The following is a 17,967-nucleotide window of genomic DNA, read 5'->3' on the forward strand; positions in this document are numbered from 1 at the left end:
GGGAGCAGCGTCCGATCGCGCCGCGATCGGGCGCTGCTCCGGGTGCACGCGCCCATGGGTCAAGCCGACACTCTCGCAGTGCGACCGAACATGCGTGACCAGATGCCACCCACGACCGCCGACTTGTCGAGGTCGTGGATGTCCTGCGAGTAGCCGCCCGTGTAGAGCTTCACGATCATGCGGTCGCGGCACGCCTCGTCGAGCGTGTAGGAGAACTTCACGGCCGACCTGCCCTGGCGGGAGCGGCGGCCGACCTTCTCGACCGTGCAGCGCAGGTGCGGAAAGCGGTCCATCTCGACGGTGAGCCGGTCCCCGACCCTGACGTTCGGATCCGCGTCGAATTCCGCGATCCCGCCTGCGAGCGACAAGCTCGTCACCTTGCCCAGCATGGCGCCGGTCTCGAACTCGACCCGCGCGTCCTCGTCCGTCGCGAAGCTGTCCAGCAGCGGCCTCGGCTTCTCGAAGCAGATCAGCGCCGCCACCATCAGCACCAGGATGTTCACGACCGCCCAGTAGGCCGACACCACGGAGAATTCCCCGCGTCCGATCCTGGACCACTCGGGAACGACGTTGATGACGAGGCCCAGAGCCGTGACGGCGATCCAGAAGGCGATCGAGAAGAACGTGTAGGCGTCGAACTCCGATTCCACGTTGCCCGAGCCCTTCGGCGTCACCCGGAACGGCACCCCGAAGGGCTTGATGAGGCTCATGATCACCACCGGCAGCATGCGGAAGGTGGCGAACGCCCCGACCGCCGAGGAGACGAGCGGCAGGTAGCGCGTCGGAGTGAGCCAGCCCATCAGCAGGAAGTAGGCGGCGAGCACCGGCAGCTGGTACCACACGATATCGACCGTGCTGGTGAAGGTGAGCGGCGCGGCCCCGGTCCAGAGATAGACTGCGGGCACCACCAGGATGACGAAACGCACCGTGTACTGGACGAGCCAGGACAGCGGCAGGAACATGAAGCGCTGGAACAGGGTGAGGCCGGGGCCGCGCAGCGGCCCGTTGTGCAGGTAGATCGTCTGGATCCCGCCTCGGCACCACCGGCTCCGCTGAACGAAGTACCCCTTCAGGTTCTCCGCCGCGAGCCCCATCGAGAGCCGCTCGTTGAGGTAGCGCGTCTTGTAGCCCTTGTTGAGGAGGGCGAGCGTGGTGAGCAGGTCCTCGGTGATCGACTCGTACGGGAAGCCACCGATCGTGGTGATGGCCGCTCGCCGCGTGATCGAGCAGGAGCCGCAGCAGAAGCTCACGTCCCAGGCGTCGCGCGAGGTCGCCATCTCGTCGAAGAACAGGCGCTGCTCGTCGGGCCAGACCTTCTCCAGACTGAGGTTGGACTGCACCGGATCCTTGTTGAAGAAGTGCTGCGGGGTCTGAACGATACCAATGGTCGGGTCGGCGAAGAACGGAACTGTCCGCCGCAGAAAATGCCGGTACGGCACGAAATCCGCGTCAAATATTGCGACGAAATCTCCCGAAGAGACTTTGAGGCCGTTGTTCAAATTGCCGGCTTTGGCATGCGTGTTGTCGGGCCGCGTGACGTGGATCGCGCCCTTCCGATCGCAATAGTCCCGCAGCCAGTCGCGACGCTTGTCATCGAGGACGTAGATCTTGAGCTTGTCCTGGGGGTAGTCGAGGGCGAGCGCTCCCACGATGGTGCGCTCCAGGACGTCCAGCGGCTCGTTGTAGGTCGGGATGAACACGTCGACCGTCGGGAGGTCGGCCGGCTCCCGCGCGAAGAACGCCTTCTCCAGGCGGTCGGCCTCGGCGCGGCGGTCCACCGAGCGGCTCATCGCGACGAGGAAGAGCAGGATGTCCGCGAAGGCGCCGAGTTCAACGAAGAAGACGAACCACGTCCAGTAGAAGCCGAAGCTCCCGTTGGCGGGGGAGGGCAGCACGGTGGCCACGAAGCGCCAGACGAGGTAGCGCAGGGCGACGAGCAGCACGAAGGCGCAGGTGATCGCCCGCGACCAATTCGCGTCGCGAGGCCAATTGAGCGTGAGAATCAGGAAGAACGCCGCGACGAGGAGGGTCGGCGCCAGTGCTACGAGATGCTGAACCACAGATTCTTCACCCAAGACACGATGGGAAGGGTGGCGTTCGTGCGGGCAATGCGGACCTGGACGGTGCGGCCGACTTGGCAGAAATTTGCGTAGTCGGTCTGCATCCCGTTCGGTTCGAGGGCGACCCGGATGCGGGCGTTCCTGCCGCGGCTCTCCGGAGGCACTGCCGCGAGCACCACCTCCTCGACGGCCGCACTCGACCCGCGCACGGACACCACCGTGCCGCGGATGATCTCCGTGCTGCCGAGGAGCCGCACTTCCGCCTGGTCGCCCGGCCTGATCTGGTCGTAATCGGTCTCGTCGACGAGGATGTCGACGAACAGGTCGCGGCAGTCGAGCAGGCGGATCAGCTCGTTGCCGACCACGACGTTCGATCCCGCCACGACGTTGTTGCGCCAGATCACGCCCTCGAAGGGCACGCGCACGTCCGCGAGCGAGAGCGTGTCGTTGCGCTGACGCTCGATCTCCAGCTGGCGCACGAGGAGCTGGACGCGCGCGCGCTCGGAGCGGGTCTGCGTCTCGACGGTCGCGAGCTGGATCGTGACCTCGTCCGCGCGCTGCTGCGAGTAGGGCACGTCGTTGCGGCCCTCACCGACGAAGGTGCCGCGCTTGACGGCGTCGAGCTGCCGGTTGAGGCGCTCCAGCTCGGCCTTGGCGATGGCCTGCTCGCTCGCGGCGGTGATGGACGCGGCGCGCGCCACCTCGACGGAGCTTCCCGCGACCACGCCGGTCGCGCCGAGCGTGGTCTTGCGCACGAGGTCGGCCGTTGCCGAGGCCTGGTTGGCCTGGGCGGCGCCGATGCGCTGCTGGCGGACCACCATCTCCTGCTGGATGTTGGCAAGGCTCGCCTGCTGATACTCTTTCAGGCGACCGTTCAGGTCGTTCCTGAGCGCTGTCAGATTTCCGATCTGAGCTTCCAGTGCGCGCAGCCTTTCGCGCGCCGCGCCGAGGTCAGCGTCCAGCTGTGCTTCCGCCGTGCGCGCGATGCGGGAATTTCGGATCGTAAACAGTTCCGTGTGCTTCGGCACGGAGGTCCCGACCTTCGGCGGTGTTGCGGTGACAACACCTTCGATCGGGGCTGCAACGACCGTGAAGCGAGCGTTTACCGTTCCATCAAGGCTCGTATATCCAGTAAAATTTGGCAGAATGGCAAGCAATACCGCGCCGAGCAGCAGTAGAACGACCGTAATTCGAACGGCTCGCCTGTTCCATAACATTGCTCACACCTCCGATCGCAACCAGCAGGTGCATTAGTAACCCATCATGGTCGGATTTGGTTCGGTGACTCTGTGCAAATCGCGCCGGAATTCGCGGGCCTGCGCCGGTTCCGCCCGAGGGATGCGGGCACGCATCAACTCCTCGTTGTTCACGGGCGCGCAGGCGCTGAGCCGGCGCCGGAGACCGGGGGACGCGGCGCCCGTGATCCCGGGCCGATGCCCCCGCGATCGAGACCGAGCGGCGGGGTGCGGCCGGCACGACGGCCACGACCCGGGATCCGGTTCCGGGACGAGGTCCACAGCCTCCGCGGGCTCCCGCGCCGCGGAGCGTGAACGCGCGGGGTGCTCGGCGCGAGGCCGCCCGGCCCGGATTTCCCTCGTGGTGGTTACATGTTGGTCGATTATCTCACGAAGATTGAATCCTGAACTATTTTATTGTAGTTTTTCATTTCAAATCATTCATCTCCCAAAACCAATCTTTATATGGTCGAACCGACAAGCTGCGCGGCTGGAGTTTCGACAATGCGGCGGCGCGCGGGAGAGATGCTGTTGGACCAAGCATCCGAGATTTTCGAGTCGGGACCGTCGCGCGTGGCTGCGGGGTCGCTCGCGCCACCCGTCGGGAACATCCTGGCGGCGATCATCTGGGGCGGCTTCTTCGCGGGCTGCGCCGCGGTCATCCTCTGCGACCTGCGTTTGGGCATCTCCGATCATCCGAGGACGTGGTTGCTGCTCGGCTGGGGCAGCTTCCTGATCGGAACGCAATTCGGCCCGCGCGTGCGCACCCGTTGAGGGGCGAAGCGGCCGCACCGAGCCTGGACCCGGTCGGAGATGCGGCGGCCGGTATCCGGGACGCCGGGCCGCCACATCGAACGTCCCGCAAGACAATCGCGACCGGGCAGTCCCGGCCCCGCCGCGAACGTCCGGAAGGGATCATACGACATCCGGGAGATGGCTTCGCCATCTCCCATTTCGGCCATGCGGATGTCGGCTTCGCTCAGGCGCCGCGCAGGCTTGGTATCCGGGATCCGCTTGATCAAAGCGGATCCCGGATCAGTGGCGCGGGTCGGGCGAGCGCAATCTGGAGGTCAGGCCCCGGCCGGAAGCGGCCCCCGGGACGCCCGCGCCGATCGCGTGCCGACCCTCGCGTCGGCGGCTCGGGCGCCGGCGCCGCGCCGGAACCGTGGCCCGGGGCGGAGATGCCGGGAGGCGAGCCCGTCGGGACGCGTCCGGACCGCGACCGCCCCCGCGGCTCACGCGCGCCGCGCGGCGACCGCCTGGGCCGCGTGCGCGGCCGGGCCGTGCCGGATACCCTGCCAGCCGAGCCAGCCGGTATAGAGGCCGACCAGCACGATCAGCGCCGCCGAGGCGTAGGGCGCCCGCCGGGCGAGGCGGCCGAACCCGGACCAGCGCGAGGCGACGTGCGTGACGCTCAGCGCGGCCAGCACGCCCGCCGACACCATCGTCGCAGCGAGCCCGAGGCTGAAGCACACGACCAGCGCGAAGCCGAGGCTGAACTGCTTGAGCTGGATGCACAGCAGCAGCACGGTGATCGCGGCCGGACACGGGATCAGGCCGCCGGTCAGGCCGAACAGGACGATCTGCCCCGTGGTGACGCGGCGGCCCGCGAAGCGCCGCCGGATGTCCTGCGCATGGGCGCGGGCATGGGCGTCGTCCTCCTCGCCGAGGTTCATGTGGGCGTGGGGATGGGCGGGCTCCTCGAAGGCGGCCTCGTGGGTCTCCGCCCCGGCCGGGCCGTCGAGGTGCAGCCGCGCCGTGAAGGCGTGCGGCTCCGGGATCTCCTCCCGGCTCTCCAGGACGGCGCCCGCGCGCACGAACGCGAAGGCCTGCCGGGTGCCGTCCGGGCGCAGGATCTCCAGGCGGACCCGCCCGGGATCCGGCAGCGGGCCGCGCTCGGCGCGCAGGCGCCAGCGCGGCGGCACGCCGTCCTCGAACACCTCCAGCGCGAGGAGCCCGTCGCGGGTCGCGACGGCCCGCGCCTCGCCGTGGTGGTGAGGGTGGTCGTGGTGCTGCTCGCGCCAGGTGCGCCACGCCATCCAGAGGGCCAGGGCGACGATCAGGAGCGCCGAGACGAGCTGGAAGTAGGGCTCGGAGGTCTCCCCCCATTGCTGCCCGAAGGATTGCCCGGCCAGCGCGATCACCCACACCAGCGCCGTGTGCGAGAGCGTCGCCGCCAGCCCCAGCAGCACCGCCTGCGCGACCGTCCCGCGCACGGCGATGATGAAGGCGGCCATCATCGTCTTGGAGTGGCCGGGTTCGAGCCCGTGCAGGGCCCCGAGCAGGATCGCGCTCGGCACGAACAGCCACGCATGCGCGGTCCCCTGCTGCAGCAGGTCGGGCAGTGAGGTCATGGGAGCGGCCTTCGCTACTTGAGATAGGTCCGCACCACCTCGATCAGCTCGGCCGCGCCCCTGGCGCGGTCGGCGTCCGGCTCGCCGTCCGGGTTCACGACGTGGTGGCGGATGTGGTCTTCGATCAGTTCGGCGGTCAGCCCGTTGATGGCCCCGCGCATCGAGGCGACCAGCATCAGCACGTCGCCGCAGCCCAGTTCGGCCTCCAGGGCCCGCTCGACGGCCTCCGCCTGTCCCCGGATCCGGCGCACCCGCGCCAGCAGCTTGGTCTTGTCCCGGATCGTGTGGGCCATGAACGACGTCCCCCGCCGGAATTAACATAGGGGGGTACCCTATTTTTGTCCAGGGATGGGCATCCCGCGGCGCCGCGACGGCCCCGGCGCCGCCGCGCTTGACACCTGCGCGCGGCGGCAGAGGGTTTCGGGCCTGGGGGCGGCGATCCCCTCACGAGGCTCCGGCCGAAGCATCGCGTCCAGTCTGCTCTCTCGCAGGGACGCGCCATGGCTACGCCCACCTCCATTCCCGTCGACAAGCTCGCGCGCCTCGTCGGCACCCCCGGCTGCCCGCCGCTCCTCGACGTGCGCACCGACGAGGACTTCGCCGCCGACCCGCACCTGATCCCGGGCGCGGGGCGCCGCCCCTGGCGCGACCCGGCATCGTGGGCCGGGGCGCTCGCGGGCCGAGCCGCCATCGTGATCTGCCGCAGCGGCCGGACGCTCAGCCACGGGGTGGCGGCCTGGCTGCGTCAGGCGGGCGTACCGGCCGAGAGCCTCGAGGGCGGCAGCGAGGCGTGGCGCGCCGCCGGCCTGCCGATGGTGCCGCAGGCCAAGCTGCCCCCCCGCGACGCCGAGGGCCGCACCGTCTGGGTCACCCGGACGCGGCCCAAGATCGACCGCATCGCCTGCCCGTGGCTGATCCGCCGCTTCGCCGATCCGGCGGCCCAGTTCCTGTTCGTGCCGCCGGCCGAGGTCGAGGCCGTGGCCGAGCAGTTCGGCGGCGCGCCCTTCGACATCGACGGCCCGGGGGTGTTCTGGAGCCACCGCGGCGAGAGTTGCACCTTCGACGTGCTGCTGGACGAGCTCGCCCTCGGCACCGCGCCCCTGCGCCGGCTGGCGAGCATCGTCCGCGGCGCGGACACGGCGCGCCTCGACCTCGCACCCGAGGCGTCGGGCCTGCTGGCCGCGTCGCTGGGCCTGTCACGCCTCTACGCCGACGACCTCGCCCAGCTCGACGCCGGCATGCTCCTCTACGACGCCTTCTATCGCTGGTGCCGGGACGCCACCGACGAGACCCACAACTGGCCGACCAACAGGCCAAGGCCGGGGGGCTGACCATGCGCGGCGCCACCCCGAGCGCGGCCGTGCCGGACCTGGCGGCCCCCGCCGGCCCGCCCCGGCCCGTCAGCCTGGCCGAGGCCCTGCCGGTCTGGCTGCGCGTGGCCGCCCTCTCGTTCGGCGGCGCCACGGCGCCCCGGCGGCGCTGTCGGCCGTCCTGAAAGGCGCCCTGGGCGCCAGCCGGACGCCGTTCGGCGGCGAGACGGCGATGGGCGGCCGGCCGGCGGGTCCGGTCCGGCATCGGACGGCCAAGGCCCGGTCCCCGCCCGCGCCGCCGCGCCGGACCCGGCGCTGGACCTCGACACCGCGGCCATCGACGAGGCGCTCGGGCACAAGGGCAGGGTCAACGGCGGCGTCTACGCGGTCAGCGTGCCGCGCGCCGAGACTCCCAAGGATCACCTCATGAGCGGGCCGGAGGCGATGGGCTCGGCGATCGCGATCAGCTTCCAGCCGACCGGCGGCAGGGCGGCGATCGCGGGCGACTTCGTGCTCACCGCCGACGAGGTGAACCCTTTGCTCACGGCACTGCGCCGGCACGGCATCGCGGTGACCGCCGTGCACAACCCCATGCTCGACGACGCGCCGCGGCTCTTCTTCGTGCATGTCTGGGCCAACGACGACGCCGGGACCCTCGCCAGGGGCCTGCGCGCCGCGCTCGACAGGGTCAGAACCGCCCGAAGCTGAGGCCGGCTCGGCCACCGGGCTGGCGGCGGGCGCGACGGGCGAGGGCGCGGTCGGCGCCGGAGGCGCCGAAGGCGGGCCGCCCGCCCCCGACGGGGCGGTTGAAACGCGGCCCGGCGCGGCCAAGTCTCCGCAGGGCCGGCGCCGCGCCGGCTCCGGAGCCAGATCCATGCGCGCCCTCGCCCTCCGCACCGGCACCCTCATTCCCGTCCTCGGCCAGGGCACGTGGCGGATGGGCGAGGCGCCGGCCGCGCGGCGCGCCGAGGCCGAGGCGCTCCGCGCCGGCATCGATCTCGGCATGACGCTGATCGACACCGCCGAGATGTACGGCGAGGGCGAGACCGAGACCTTCCTGGGCGAGGCCCTGGCCGGGCTGCGCCGGCGGGTCTTCCTCGTCAGCAAGGTCTACCCGCACAATGCCGGCCGCGCCCGCCTGCCGCGCGCCTGCGAGGCGAGCCTGCGCCGGCTCAGGACCGATCACCTCGACCTCTACCTCCTGCACTGGCGCGGCGACGTGCCCCTCGGCGAGACGGTCGAGGCCCTGGAGGCCCTGGTGCGCGCGGGCAAGATCCGCGCCTGGGGCGTCAGCAACTTCGACACGGAGGATCTCGACGACCTCGCCGAGGCCGGCGGCGCGGCCTGCGCGGTCAACCAGATCCTCTACAACGTGACCCGCCGCGGCCCGGAATTCGACCTCCTGCCCGCCATGGACGCGCGCGGCATCGCCGCGATGGCCTACAGCCCGGTCGAGCAGGGCCGGCTGCCCGGGGACGGGGCCCTCGCCGCGGTGGCGGCCCGGCACGGGGCGACGCCCTATCAGGTGGCGCTCGCCTTCACGCTGCGGCGCCCGGGCGTGATGGCGATCCCGAAGGCAGGGCGCCTCGCCCACGTGCAGGAGAATGCCCGCGCGGCCGACCTCGCCCTCGACGCCGAGGACCTCGCCGCCCTCGACGCCGCCTTCCCGCCGCCCCGCCGCAAGACCCCGCTCGCCATGCTCTGATCCCGGCGGTCATGGCACACGACCGCTGGGAGAAGCCGATTCTCGCTTGCGCGTCCGGCCCGCCGCGCCCGGACCCCGCCGGCGGATGTGGCGCAAGACTTGGCACGCCGCTTGCTTGGTAACCGGCGCAGCGCAGAGCCGGGTCGGCTCTTGTCGGGTTGGCGTGCCCATCGTCGGGTATCCGTTGAGCCTGCGCCCGGCCTTGCGCCCATGGCCGAGCGGCCCCGCCCGCTTGCGGCGAAGCCCCGTTCACCGGACCACCGCGACGCCCTTCGAGACGGGGTTCGAGCATGTGCGGTCGTGACGGGCTGTTCTACCGAAACTTCTCCCGGCGGGGCTTCCTCGCCCGAAGCGCCGCCGCGGCGGCGCTCGCCCTGCCGGCCCATCTGGCGGGCCTGCTCGCGCCCGCCGCCGCCGGGACGGTGATCAAGGCCACCCACGGCTCCGGCTTCTGCAACATGGGCATCTTCCTCGCCAAGGAGCGCGAGGTGACCAAGGCGGACGGCGTCGAACTCGACTTCGTGGTGACGCCCTCCAACACCGAGATCACCACGATGTTCGGGGCGGGCCTCGTCGACATGTCGATGATCCCCTACTCGAATTTCATGACCCTCTACGACGCGGGCGCGCCGGTGAGGATCGTCGCGGGCGGCGGCGTCGAGGGCTGCATCATCGTGGCGCGCGACGGCATCGCCTCCGCGGCCGACCTCAAGGGCAAGACCTTCGGCACCTTCCAGGCCGACACGCTCGAGGTCCTGCCCTACGACTACCTCAAGAAGGCGGGCCTCGGCTTCCGGGACGTCGAGATCAAGTACCTCGACACCTCGCCCGAACTGGCCCAGGCCTTCCTGGCCGGCGCCCTCGATGCGATCTGCCACATCGAGCCCTACGCCTCGCAATGCGTGCGCGGCCGCAAGGGCGCGCACGTGCTCTCGGACGGGACCGACGTCTACGGCAAGGGCTATTCCGACTGCGTGCTCGCCGTGCGCACGCCGCTCCTCAAGAGCAACCCCGCCGCCGTGAAGGCCGTCATCAAGGCCCTGTTCGTGGCCCAGGCCCAGGCCGAGGCGGACAAGGGCGCCGCCCTCAAGGACACGGTCGGCAAGTACTACAAGACCAGCATGGAGGCGGCGGTCGACGCCTCCTCCAAGCAGCCGATCGTGGTGGATCAGCGCAACCAGACCCGGTTCATCCTGGCGCGCGGCACCTCGATGCAGGAACTCGGCTACGTCAGGAAGGCCCCGGACGAGGGCGCCTTCGACTGGAGCCTGCTGGAGGCGGTGATCGCCGAGAACAAGCCCCTGTACGACGGGCTCAAGCTGAAATCGGCCTGATCGCGCCGCCCCTCCTCGGCAGAAGCGCGCGAGGCCGTTCCGCCGGGGTCCCGATTTCCGCCTCGTCCGCCGAGCCGCCGTCCCGTTCGGCGAAAGCGGCTCCGACAGGGATCATCTCGTGACCACGCACGCACGGATCGGCCCGCTCGCGGCCCCGGCGGCGCGCGCCGGCCTGCCCCGCCTCGGCCCCGCCTAGCGGCGGCGCCTCGCGGGCCTCGGCTGGGCCGCCCTCTCCATCGGCCTGTTCGCGGGCCTGTGGGAAGCGCTCTGGGCGCTCGACCTCCTCAACCCGCTGCTCCTGCCGCCGCCGCACCTGTTCCTGGCGGACATCCCCGGGACGCTGCGCTACTTCGACCGCTCGAACCGCGTCGGCAGCGTGGCGAGCGGGGGCGGCGTCGCGGCGCTCCTCGTCACCATGGCCTGGACCACGATGCGGGTCTTGGTCGGGCTGGCGCTCGGCTTCGTGGGCGGCGTCCTCGTCGGGGCGCTGCTCCACTCCGTCCGCCTCCTGCGCAACCTGCTGATGCCGATCGTGCTGATGCTCGCCCCGATCTCGCCGGTAGCCTGGCTGCCGGTCGCGATCTTCGTCTTCGGCATCGGCGACAAGCCGGCGATCTTCCTCGTCTTCATCACGCTGTTCTTCGCCATCGTGCTCTCGACCGGGGCGCAGATCGAGAGCGTGCCGAAGACCTACATCCACGTGGCGCGGATCATGGGGGCGACGCACCGGCAGACCTTCTGGCGGGTGATCCTGCCCGCGATCCTGCCGAGCCTGTTCGTGACCCTGCGCCTCAACCTGTTCGGGGCCTGGATGGTGGTGCTGATCGCCGAGACGGTCGGGGTCGGCACCGGGCTCGGGCAGATCACCGCGATGGCGCGCTCGACCTTCAACGCCAAGCTGGTCTTCTTCACCATGGCGGTGATCGGGCTGCTCGGCTTCCTGTCCGATCTCGGCCTGCGGCAGGTGCAGCGCCGGATGCTGTGGTGGATCGGCCCGGGAGGCGTGCGATGACCCGGCCCGCCATCTCGATCCGCGGCGTCTCGAAGCGCTGGATGCCGGAGGGCCGCGCCCCGGTCCAGGCGCTGGCCGAGCTCGATCTCGACGTGGCGCCGGGCGAGTTCGTGGTGCTCCTCGGCCCTTCGGGCTGCGGCAAGTCCACGCTCCTCTCCATGATCGCCGGGCTCGAGGAGGTGTCCGGCGGCGAGATCCTGTCGGACGGGCTGCCGGTCACCGGTCCCTCGGCCGAGCGCGGCATGATCTTCCAGGAGGCGTCCCTCTTCCCCTGGCTCAGCCTCGCGGACAACGTCGCCTTCGGCTTGGCCATCCAGCACGTGCCGCCGGCCAAGCGCCGCGAGCGGGCGGCCGAGATGCTGCGCCGGGTCGGGCTCGGCGACATGCTCGACAAGAAGCCGGACGAGCTCTCCGGCGGCATGCGCCAGCGCGCCGCCTGCGCCCGGGCGCTCGCCATGCGCCCGAAGGTGCTGATGATGGACGAGCCCTTCGCGGCCCTCGACGTCCAGACCCGCTCGCGCATGCAGGACTTCCTGCTGCAGATCTGGCGCGACAGCGGCGCCTCGGTGATCCTCGTCACCCACTCGATCGACGAGGCGATCGCGCTCGCCGACCGGGTCGTGGTGTTCACGGCGCGGCCGGGCCGGGTGAAGACGATCGTGCCGATCGACCTGCCGCGCCCGCGGCCGTCGCGGGACGCGCGCTATCACGCCTATCGCGACCTGTTCACCGACCTGCTCGGCGCCGAGGTCGACCGCGCCTTCGCCGAGCAGGAAGCGCTGGCGGCGCGATGACCGCCGCGCTTCGCGTCGCGGCCCTGCCGGTCGGCCCGGCCGGGGCCGACCCGGACGCTCCCTGGCGGGAGGTCGAGGCGGGCGCCGCGGCGGCCGCGCGGGCCGGCGCCGCCCTCGCGGTCCTGCCGGAACTCACCGTCCTGCCCTGCGTGGCGGGGGACGACCCGGCGCGCTGGCGCCACCTCGCCGAGCCGGCCGCGGGTCCGACGGTCGCGCGGATGCGCGCGCTGGCCCGCCGCCACAGCCTCGCCCTGGTCTTCGGGATGGCGCTCGCCGAGGACGGGGCGGAGCGGCCGCTCAACGCCGCGCTGCTCGCCGCGCCGGACGGCGGCGTGGTGCGGCTCGCGGCCAAGCGGCGCCTGCCGCCGCCCGGCCCGGGCGACAGCGTCGGGGAGGCGGACCATTTCCGCCCCGGCCCGGCGGAGACCCGCGTCGTCCCGGTCGCGGGGCGGCGCCTCGCCGCCCTCGTCTGCTACGACCGCCGCTTCGCCGAGAGCTGGGACCGCCTCGCCGGGGCGGCCGACCTCGTCGCCGTGCTGGTCGCCGGCCCGGCGCCGCAGGATCCGCCGGGCTTCTTCCGCCGCGAACTCGCCGGCCATGTCCGGCGCTGCGGCCTCCCGGCCGTGGCCGCCGCCCGGTACGGGGTCGAGCACGGGCTCGGCCGTCCCGTGCGGCACGACGGCGAGAGCCTCGTCCTCGGCCCGGACGGCACCGTGCTGGCGGCGAGCCCGCCGGGCGCGGCGGCGCCGGCCCTCGCCACCCTCCCGCCGGCCCCGCTCCGGCCCTCCCTCCCCACAGCGTAACGGAACGCGCCAATGGCAGAACTCATCGTCCAGGCCGGCTGGGTCGTCACCGGGATCCGGGACCGCCACACCCCGATCATCGTCGAGGACGGCGCCGTCCTCTCCCGCGACGGGATCATCGCGGCGGTCGGCCCCGCGGAGGCGCTGCAGCGGCAGGCGCCGCGGGCGGAGCTGCGCCGCTATCCCGGCCACGTCATGCTGCCGGGCTTCGTCAACAGCCACCACCATGTCGGGCTCACCCCGCTGCAGCTGGGCTCGCCCGACTACGCGCTGGAATTGTGGTTCGCGAGCCGGCTGCCCGCCCGGCGCATCGACCTCACCCTCGACACGCTCTACTCGGCCTTCGAGATGGTGGCCTCCGGCGTCACCACGGTGCAGCACATCCAGGGCTGGATGGCCGGCGGCTACGAGGCGATCCACGCGGCCGCGACGCAGACGCTGAACAGCTACCGCAGCCTCGGCATGCGCGCCTCCTACTGCTACGCGGTGCGCGAGCAGAACCGCCTCGTCTACGAGGCGGACGAGGCGTTCTGCGCCCGGCTGCCCGCCGATCTCGGCGCCGAACTGGCGGCCCACCTGAGGGCGCAGGCGATGCCCTTCGACGACTTCCTGCGCCTGTTCGACGCGCTGCGGGAGGAGAACGAGGGCCAGCGCCTCACCCGCATCCAGCTCGCCCCGGCCAACCTGCACTGGTGCACCGACGAGGGGCTGGTGGCCCTGGACGCGCGCGCCCGCGCCGCCGGCGCGCCGATGCACATGCACCTGCTGGAGACCGCCTACCAGAAGGAATATGCCCGCCGCCGCACCGGCAAGACGGCCCTGCGCCACCTGCACGATCTCGGCGTGCTCGGGCCGCACATGACCCTCGGCCACGGGGTCTGGCTCACCGCCGAGGACATCGACATCGTCGCGCAGACCGGCACCTGCCTCTGCCACAATTGCTCGTCGAATTTCCGCCTGCGCTCGGGCCTCGCCCCGCTCAACACCTGGGAGCGCAAGGGCATCACGGTCGGGATGGGGCTCGACGAGGCCGGTCTCAACGACGACCGCGACATGCTCCAGGAGCTGCGCCTGGCGCTGCGGGTCCACCGGGTGCCGGGCATGGACGACGACGTGCCGACGCCCGCGCAGATCGTCCGGATGGCGACCGAATCGGGGGCGATGACCACGGCCTTCGGCGCCACGATCGGGCGGCTGGAGCCGGGGCGCTTCTTCGACGCCTCGCTGATCAACTGGCGCCGGGCCACCTACCCGTTCCAGGACCCGGACATCCCGATGCTCGACGCGCTGGTGCAGCGGGCCAAGACCGACAGCGTGGACGCGGTCTACATCGACGGCGACCTCGTCTACGCGGAGGGCCGCTTCACGCGAATCGACCGGGACGCGGTGCTGGCCGAGATCGCCGCGATCCTGGCCCGCCCGCGCACGCCCGAGGAGGAGGCCCGCCGCCGCCTCGGCCGGGCGGTCTTCCCGCACGTGAAGGCCTTCTACGACGGCTACCTGCCGGAGACGCCGCGAAGCCCCTTCTACGCCGCCTCGTCGGCCGTCTGATCCGGGATCCGCTTGATCGAAGCGGATCCCGGATCGCGAGCCCGCGCGGCGCCTGAGCGAAGCCCACATCCGCCATCCCGAAGGGATCAAGCGGATCACCAGCCCGCGCGGCGCCTGAGCGAAGCCCCAATCCGCCATCCCGAAGGGATCAAGCGGATTGGGTATGACGGGATCCGGGATCGGGCGGCGGCGTTGCCCGCGAGGCCCGCCCGGGAGCCGCCATGCCGCCGTCCGACCCCGACCTCACCCTCCTGCGCCTGCCCGAGGCGACGCTCGGTCTCGCCTCGGCCGGCCCGCCGGACGGGCCCCTGACCATCCTGCTGCACGGGTTCCCGGAATTCTGGTACGGCTGGCGCCACCAGATCGGACCGCTCGCGGCCGCGGGCCTGCGCGTCGTCGCCCTCGACCAGCGCGGCTACGGCCGCTCCAGCAAGCCCGCCGCGGTGGCGGCCTACCGGCTGGAGCGCCTCGCCGGGGACGTGCTGGCCGTCGCGGACGCCCACGGCGCCGCGCGGATCCGCCTCGTCGGCCACGATTGGGGCGGCATCCTCGGCTGGTGGCTCGCCGCGCGCAGGCCCGAGCGGATCGCCCGGCTCGCCGTCCTCAACGCGCCGCATCCCGACCTGCTCACCGCCTTCCTGCGCCGGCACCCGCTGCAGGCCCTGCGGCTCGGCTACTTCGCGGGGTTCCAGCCGCCCCGGCTGCCGGAGGCGGCCCTGCGGGCCGGGCGCTTCCTGGCCCTGCGCGAGGCGCTGCGCCTCACCAGCCGGCCGGGCGCCTTCACGCCGGAGGACCTCGCCCGCTACGAGACGGCCTGGGCCGAGCCGGGCGCGCTCACCGGCATGCTGAACTGGTACCGCGCCTTCCCCAAGCGCGCGCCCGCGCCGGGCCGGATCCGCGTGCCGACCCTGATCCTGTGGGGCCGCAAGGACATCGCCCTCAGCCCGGACCTCGCCGAGACCTGCCTCGCCGCCTGCGACGAGGGCGAGGTCGCGTGGTTCCCCGAGGCGACCCACTGGCTGCAGCACGAGGAGCCGGAGGCGGTGAACGCGGCGCTCGCCGCCTTTCTGACCCGTCCGGACGGCGGGTGAGCGGGCGGCGCCCGCGGCGGCCCGGCCGGGGCCGGCTCAGGCCCGCGCGGGCTCCGGCCGATCACCCGCCCGCACCTCGCGCAGGAAGGCCAGGATCGCCGGGAGCCGCGCGGCGAGCGCCTCCGGGTCGTCGTCCTCCAGGGTCAGGCAGCCGTAGCAGCGCCGATTGTCCAGGTATTGCGGGATGCCCCGGCGCCGCGCATGGTCGGAGAACACCACGTATTCGTGCCGCCCGCTGCCGTCCTCGTAGCGCAGGAGCGGGATCGCGTCCGCCCGCACGAGGTAGGTGCAGTGGACCACCGGCACCTCGACCACGCCGAGGATCCGCCGCTCGAGCAGCGCGTCGTAGTCCCGCGATTCCGCGAAGTAGCCCTGCGCATCCACCGCCGCGTGGAAATTCGCGTAGCGCGAGCCGGGCTTCACCTCCCGCAGCATCGGCGCCACGATCGGCAGGTTCAGGCTCACGAGATCGCGCAGGGTCGACGGGATCAGGAAGTTGTCGGCATCCGCCACGAAGTAGAAGGCGCAGTCCCGCGCCAGGGTGAGGGCGAGGCTGCGCTGGCGGATCGCGCCCAAGACCGCGAAGCGCTGGGGCGTCCACTCGTGCACCGCGAGGTCCTGCACCGGCTCGGGCACGTCCGCGTCGTCGAAGACGATCCCGGCGTAGAGCCCCCCGACCCGGTCGAGCCAGGCGCGCAGCATCCCGCCCGTCCGGTCCGTGTTGTTGTTGGTGCGCACGCACAGGACGATCGATGATTTCGGGTAGTCGAGAGCCTCGATGCAGTCGAGGTAGAGGTCGAGCACGGGCTCCTTCTGCTTGGCCAGGACGGCGAGGAGCACGCGCGGGGCCGGCTCGGGCAGGCGGCTTCGCAGCGGCCGCAGCGCCGCCGGCGGATCGAGGGGCGGGGAGGGCTGCCGCGGCGGGGCCTGCTCCAGGGCCGAGGCGGCGAAGCGCAGGTTGCGCAGGATCCGCTCGCGGTCGGCGGCGGGCAGCATCTCGCTGTGCAGGGCGCGCAGGCAGCCGTCGATGCAATCGTGCATCGCGCCCGCCCAGTAGGCGTTGATCGCGTACTCGTCGGCGAGGCCGTAGGCGTAGATCCAGCGCTCGACGAAGAGCCCGTCGGCCGGGGCGGGCCGGCCCAGGGCCTCCTTGGCGATGGCGTGGCCCTGGCGGTTGCGCCCGATGCCGCGGCAGAAGCGGCTCGCCGCGTGGGCCGCCTCGACGCGGCCCGGCCGGACCTCGCCGGCCCGGCGGTAGACCGCCAGGATCTCGTCCGGATCCGCCCGCAGGGCCTCCATCAGGCGGCCGGCCTGGTAGAGGCTGACGAAGACCTCCTCCTCCCAGAAGCCCAGGGTCGCCCGCCGGAGATAGGCCTCGACCGCCTGCTGGACGGCGCCGCAATCGCGGTAGGTCTGCGCGAGGTAGAAGGTGTAGCGCGCGACCAGGAAGGGGTCGGTCTCGGCGGCGAGCGCCTGCTCCAGCACCGCCGCGTCGCGCCGATAGGTCGCCGGATCGCGCCGCCGCCGCCCGTCCTCGCTCACGCGGATCGTCAGGGGCAGGTGCCCGGAACTGCGCGCCTCCTCGCAGGCCAGGAACTCGTGCAGCACGCCCCGGTAGCGCCACGGGAGGGCGTTGCGCACGAGCTGCGGGCGCCGGTAGGCGATCGCCCCGAACCGGATGTCGAGCGTGTAGGAATCCGCGTCGAGGGGCGGCAGGACGAAGCCGTCCGGGATCTCCAGCGTGTCGTCGGCGTCGATGATCAGCGAATAGGCGCCGCGCGGCCGGGCGAGGTCCAGCGCCTCGCTGCGGTTGTGGGCGAAGTCGCGCCAGGGCCGCTCCACCAGCGCGCCGGGCAGCCCGGCGAGGGCGTCGCGCACGATCTCCTGCGTCCCGTCGGTCGAGCCCGTATCGACGACCACCCAGTGGTCGATCAGGGGCCGCACGGAGTCGAGGCAGCGCCGGATCACGGGCGCCTCGTCCTTCACGATCATGCAGAGGCAGATGCCCCGGTCGGCGGTCATGCGGGGTTCCCTCCTCCGGTCCCGAAGGTCAGGAACACGGAATTGCGCCACATGCCGGTCTCCGTCTGCGGACAATAGGTGAGGACGACTGCGCCCGGCAGGTCGAAGGGCGGTCGGTCGAGCCGCAGGGGCCGGTAGCCGCCCGGCTCGATCTCGCCGTTGAGGCCGTCCTCGGGCTTGTCGGTGTTGGTGATGAGGGCGAAGCGATAGCGCGACCGGATCACGGGCAGGTACGCCCGGATCACCCCGAGCGGCAGGTGCTGGAGCACCTCCTTGGCCAGGAGGAGGTCGCCTCCCGGCAGGTCCTCGATGCGCGTCAGCAGCCGGAAATCGACCGTGTCCCGCCAGTAGCGGGCGAGGTTCCGGGTGATCACGCTCTCGACGACGTCGAACCCCGTGTAGGTGACGCCGCTCCAGTCGATCAGGCGGGAGAACTGCCAGTCCCCGCAGCCGAGTTCGGTCACGGTGGCGACGCGGTTCTCCGCGATGAAGCGCTCCAGGAAGGCGCGGTACGCGATCGTGTTGACCGGACGGGACCCGGGCCCCGAGCCGTGCGACCAGCTGTCGGCCCGGTAGATGGTCTCGAAGGCGCGGGCGATCGCGGCGGTGTCGGTCATGGCCTCCTCGGAGTGGGCCGCAGGACCGGGCCGCCGTTGCGCGGGCCGGTCCTGCCGCCGGGTCATGTCATACCGGTTC

Annotated in this window: 17 protein-coding genes; 11 read left to right on the forward strand and 6 right to left on the reverse strand. The window is 72.0% G+C overall.

Annotated features, from left to right (window positions below; all coding sequences use genetic code 11):
- Positions 1-59: 59 nt before the first annotated feature.
- Both MET2598_RS0106050 and MET2598_RS0106055 read right to left on the reverse strand, forming a co-directional pair.
- Positions 60-2,060, reverse strand: coding sequence for a glycosyltransferase family 2 protein (locus MET2598_RS0106050; protein ID WP_012333291.1), 2,001 nt, complete (start codon positions 2,058-2,060; stop codon positions 60-62).
- Positions 2,042-3,277 (reverse strand): HlyD family secretion protein, encoded by a 1,236-nt coding sequence (locus tag MET2598_RS0106055; protein WP_026190546.1) that lies wholly within the window; start codon positions 3,275-3,277, stop codon positions 2,042-2,044. Before MET2598_RS0106055 ends, MET2598_RS0106050 begins: the two co-directional genes overlap by 19 nt.
- 543 nt (positions 3,278-3,820) lie before the next feature.
- On the opposite strand from MET2598_RS0106055, the gene MET2598_RS0106060 reads away from it, so the two are divergent.
- A complete protein-coding gene (locus MET2598_RS0106060) occupies positions 3,821-4,069 on the forward strand; it encodes a hypothetical protein (RefSeq protein WP_018260221.1) in 249 nt (82 codons plus the stop codon).
- Between the two features lie 461 nt (positions 4,070-4,530).
- Here MET2598_RS0106060 and MET2598_RS0106065 read toward each other — a convergent pair whose 3' ends face one another.
- The gene (locus MET2598_RS0106065) at positions 4,531-5,649 is read right to left on the reverse strand and encodes a nickel/cobalt efflux transporter (protein WP_012333288.1); all 1,119 of its coding nucleotides are present in this window, start codon (positions 5,647-5,649) and stop codon (positions 4,531-4,533) included.
- 14 nt (positions 5,650-5,663) lie between these two features.
- Positions 5,664-5,942: a metal/formaldehyde-sensitive transcriptional repressor gene (locus MET2598_RS0106070; protein ID WP_012333287.1), complete on the reverse strand. Its 279-nt coding sequence runs from the start codon at positions 5,940-5,942 to the stop codon at positions 5,664-5,666.
- A gap of 207 nt (positions 5,943-6,149) precedes the next feature.
- On the opposite strand from MET2598_RS0106070, the gene MET2598_RS0106075 reads away from it, so the two are divergent.
- From MET2598_RS0106075 to MET2598_RS0106120, 10 genes are all read left to right on the forward strand, one after another.
- Positions 6,150-6,980 carry a chromate resistance protein ChrB domain-containing protein gene (locus MET2598_RS0106075; RefSeq protein ID WP_018260222.1) on the forward strand — a complete coding sequence of 277 codons (831 nt, stop codon included), beginning with the start codon at positions 6,150-6,152 and terminating at the stop codon, positions 6,978-6,980.
- A gap of 2 nt (positions 6,981-6,982) precedes the next feature.
- Positions 6,983-7,144 carry a hypothetical protein gene (locus tag MET2598_RS40765; protein WP_018260223.1) on the forward strand — a complete coding sequence of 54 codons (162 nt, stop codon included), beginning with the start codon at positions 6,983-6,985 and terminating at the stop codon, positions 7,142-7,144.
- Between the two features lie 208 nt (positions 7,145-7,352).
- Positions 7,353-7,667 (forward strand): DUF1259 domain-containing protein, encoded by a 315-nt coding sequence (locus tag MET2598_RS36020; protein ID WP_236728669.1) that lies wholly within the window; start codon positions 7,353-7,355, stop codon positions 7,665-7,667.
- 166 nt (positions 7,668-7,833) lie between these two features.
- Positions 7,834-8,664, forward strand: coding sequence for an aldo/keto reductase (locus MET2598_RS0106090; RefSeq protein ID WP_018260225.1), 831 nt, complete (start codon positions 7,834-7,836; stop codon positions 8,662-8,664).
- 290 nt (positions 8,665-8,954) lie between these two features.
- A complete protein-coding gene (locus tag MET2598_RS0106095; RefSeq protein WP_018260226.1) occupies positions 8,955-9,998 on the forward strand; it encodes an ABC transporter substrate-binding protein in 1,044 nt (347 codons plus the stop codon).
- A gap of 376 nt (positions 9,999-10,374) precedes the next feature.
- Positions 10,375-11,010, forward strand: a complete 636-nt coding sequence (locus tag MET2598_RS36025; RefSeq protein ID WP_018260227.1) for an ABC transporter permease — start codon at positions 10,375-10,377, stop codon at positions 11,008-11,010.
- Positions 11,007-11,804, forward strand: a complete 798-nt coding sequence (locus tag MET2598_RS0106105; protein WP_018260228.1) for an ABC transporter ATP-binding protein — start codon at positions 11,007-11,009, stop codon at positions 11,802-11,804. The genes MET2598_RS36025 and MET2598_RS0106105 overlap by 4 nt, the downstream gene beginning before the upstream one ends.
- On the forward strand, positions 11,801-12,607 hold the full coding sequence (locus tag MET2598_RS0106110) for a carbon-nitrogen hydrolase family protein (protein ID WP_018260229.1): 807 nt from the start codon (positions 11,801-11,803) through the stop codon (positions 12,605-12,607). The genes MET2598_RS0106105 and MET2598_RS0106110 overlap by 4 nt, the downstream gene beginning before the upstream one ends.
- Before the next feature lie 12 nt (positions 12,608-12,619).
- The gene (locus MET2598_RS0106115) at positions 12,620-14,158 is read left to right on the forward strand and encodes an amidohydrolase family protein (protein WP_018260230.1); all 1,539 of its coding nucleotides are present in this window, start codon (positions 12,620-12,622) and stop codon (positions 14,156-14,158) included.
- A 221-nt stretch (positions 14,159-14,379) separates the two neighbouring features.
- Positions 14,380-15,249, forward strand: coding sequence for an alpha/beta fold hydrolase (locus MET2598_RS0106120; protein ID WP_012333280.1), 870 nt, complete (start codon positions 14,380-14,382; stop codon positions 15,247-15,249).
- 36 nt (positions 15,250-15,285) lie between these two features.
- On the opposite strand, the gene MET2598_RS0106125 is transcribed toward MET2598_RS0106120, so the two are convergent.
- Together MET2598_RS0106125 and MET2598_RS0106130 are read right to left on the reverse strand one after the other, a co-directional pair.
- On the reverse strand, positions 15,286-17,271 hold the full coding sequence (locus tag MET2598_RS0106125) for a glycosyltransferase (RefSeq protein WP_018260231.1): 1,986 nt from the start codon (positions 17,269-17,271) through the stop codon (positions 15,286-15,288).
- Entirely contained in the window at positions 17,268-17,888 is a 621-nt protein-coding gene (locus tag MET2598_RS0106130; protein WP_012333278.1) for a class I SAM-dependent methyltransferase, read from the reverse strand. The genes MET2598_RS0106125 and MET2598_RS0106130 overlap by 4 nt, the downstream gene beginning before the upstream one ends.
- Positions 17,889-17,967 lie beyond the last annotated feature (79 nt).

The sequence above is a fragment of the Methylobacterium sp. WSM2598 genome (assembly GCF_000379105.1).
GTDB lineage: Bacteria > Pseudomonadota > Alphaproteobacteria > Rhizobiales > Beijerinckiaceae > Methylobacterium.

Bases quoted from the DNA above. Each gene is read 5' to 3' on its own strand.
- MET2598_RS0106055 (WP_026190546.1), bottom strand. From the start codon at position 3,277: ATGTTATGGAACAGGCGAGCCGTTCGAATTACGGTCGTTCTACTGCTG.
- MET2598_RS0106060 (WP_018260221.1), top strand. From the start codon at position 3,821: ATGCTGTTGGACCAAGCATCCGAGATTTTCGAGTCGGGACCGTCGCGC.
- MET2598_RS0106065 (WP_012333288.1), bottom strand. From the start codon at position 5,649: ATGACCTCACTGCCCGACCTGCTGCAGCAGGGGACCGCGCATGCGTGG.
- MET2598_RS0106070 (WP_012333287.1), bottom strand. From the start codon at position 5,942: ATGGCCCACACGATCCGGGACAAGACCAAGCTGCTGGCGCGGGTGCGC.
- MET2598_RS0106075 (WP_018260222.1), top strand. From the start codon at position 6,150: ATGGCTACGCCCACCTCCATTCCCGTCGACAAGCTCGCGCGCCTCGTC.
- MET2598_RS40765 (WP_018260223.1), top strand. From the start codon at position 6,983: ATGCGCGGCGCCACCCCGAGCGCGGCCGTGCCGGACCTGGCGGCCCCC.
- MET2598_RS0106090 (WP_018260225.1), top strand. From the start codon at position 7,834: ATGCGCGCCCTCGCCCTCCGCACCGGCACCCTCATTCCCGTCCTCGGC.
- MET2598_RS0106095 (WP_018260226.1), top strand. From the start codon at position 8,955: ATGTGCGGTCGTGACGGGCTGTTCTACCGAAACTTCTCCCGGCGGGGC.
- MET2598_RS0106105 (WP_018260228.1), top strand. From the start codon at position 11,007: ATGACCCGGCCCGCCATCTCGATCCGCGGCGTCTCGAAGCGCTGGATG.
- MET2598_RS0106110 (WP_018260229.1), top strand. From the start codon at position 11,801: ATGACCGCCGCGCTTCGCGTCGCGGCCCTGCCGGTCGGCCCGGCCGGG.
- MET2598_RS0106115 (WP_018260230.1), top strand. From the start codon at position 12,620: ATGGCAGAACTCATCGTCCAGGCCGGCTGGGTCGTCACCGGGATCCGG.
- MET2598_RS0106120 (WP_012333280.1), top strand. From the start codon at position 14,380: ATGCCGCCGTCCGACCCCGACCTCACCCTCCTGCGCCTGCCCGAGGCG.
- MET2598_RS0106125 (WP_018260231.1), bottom strand. From the start codon at position 17,271: ATGACCGCCGACCGGGGCATCTGCCTCTGCATGATCGTGAAGGACGAG.
- MET2598_RS0106130 (WP_012333278.1), bottom strand. From the start codon at position 17,888: ATGACCGACACCGCCGCGATCGCCCGCGCCTTCGAGACCATCTACCGG.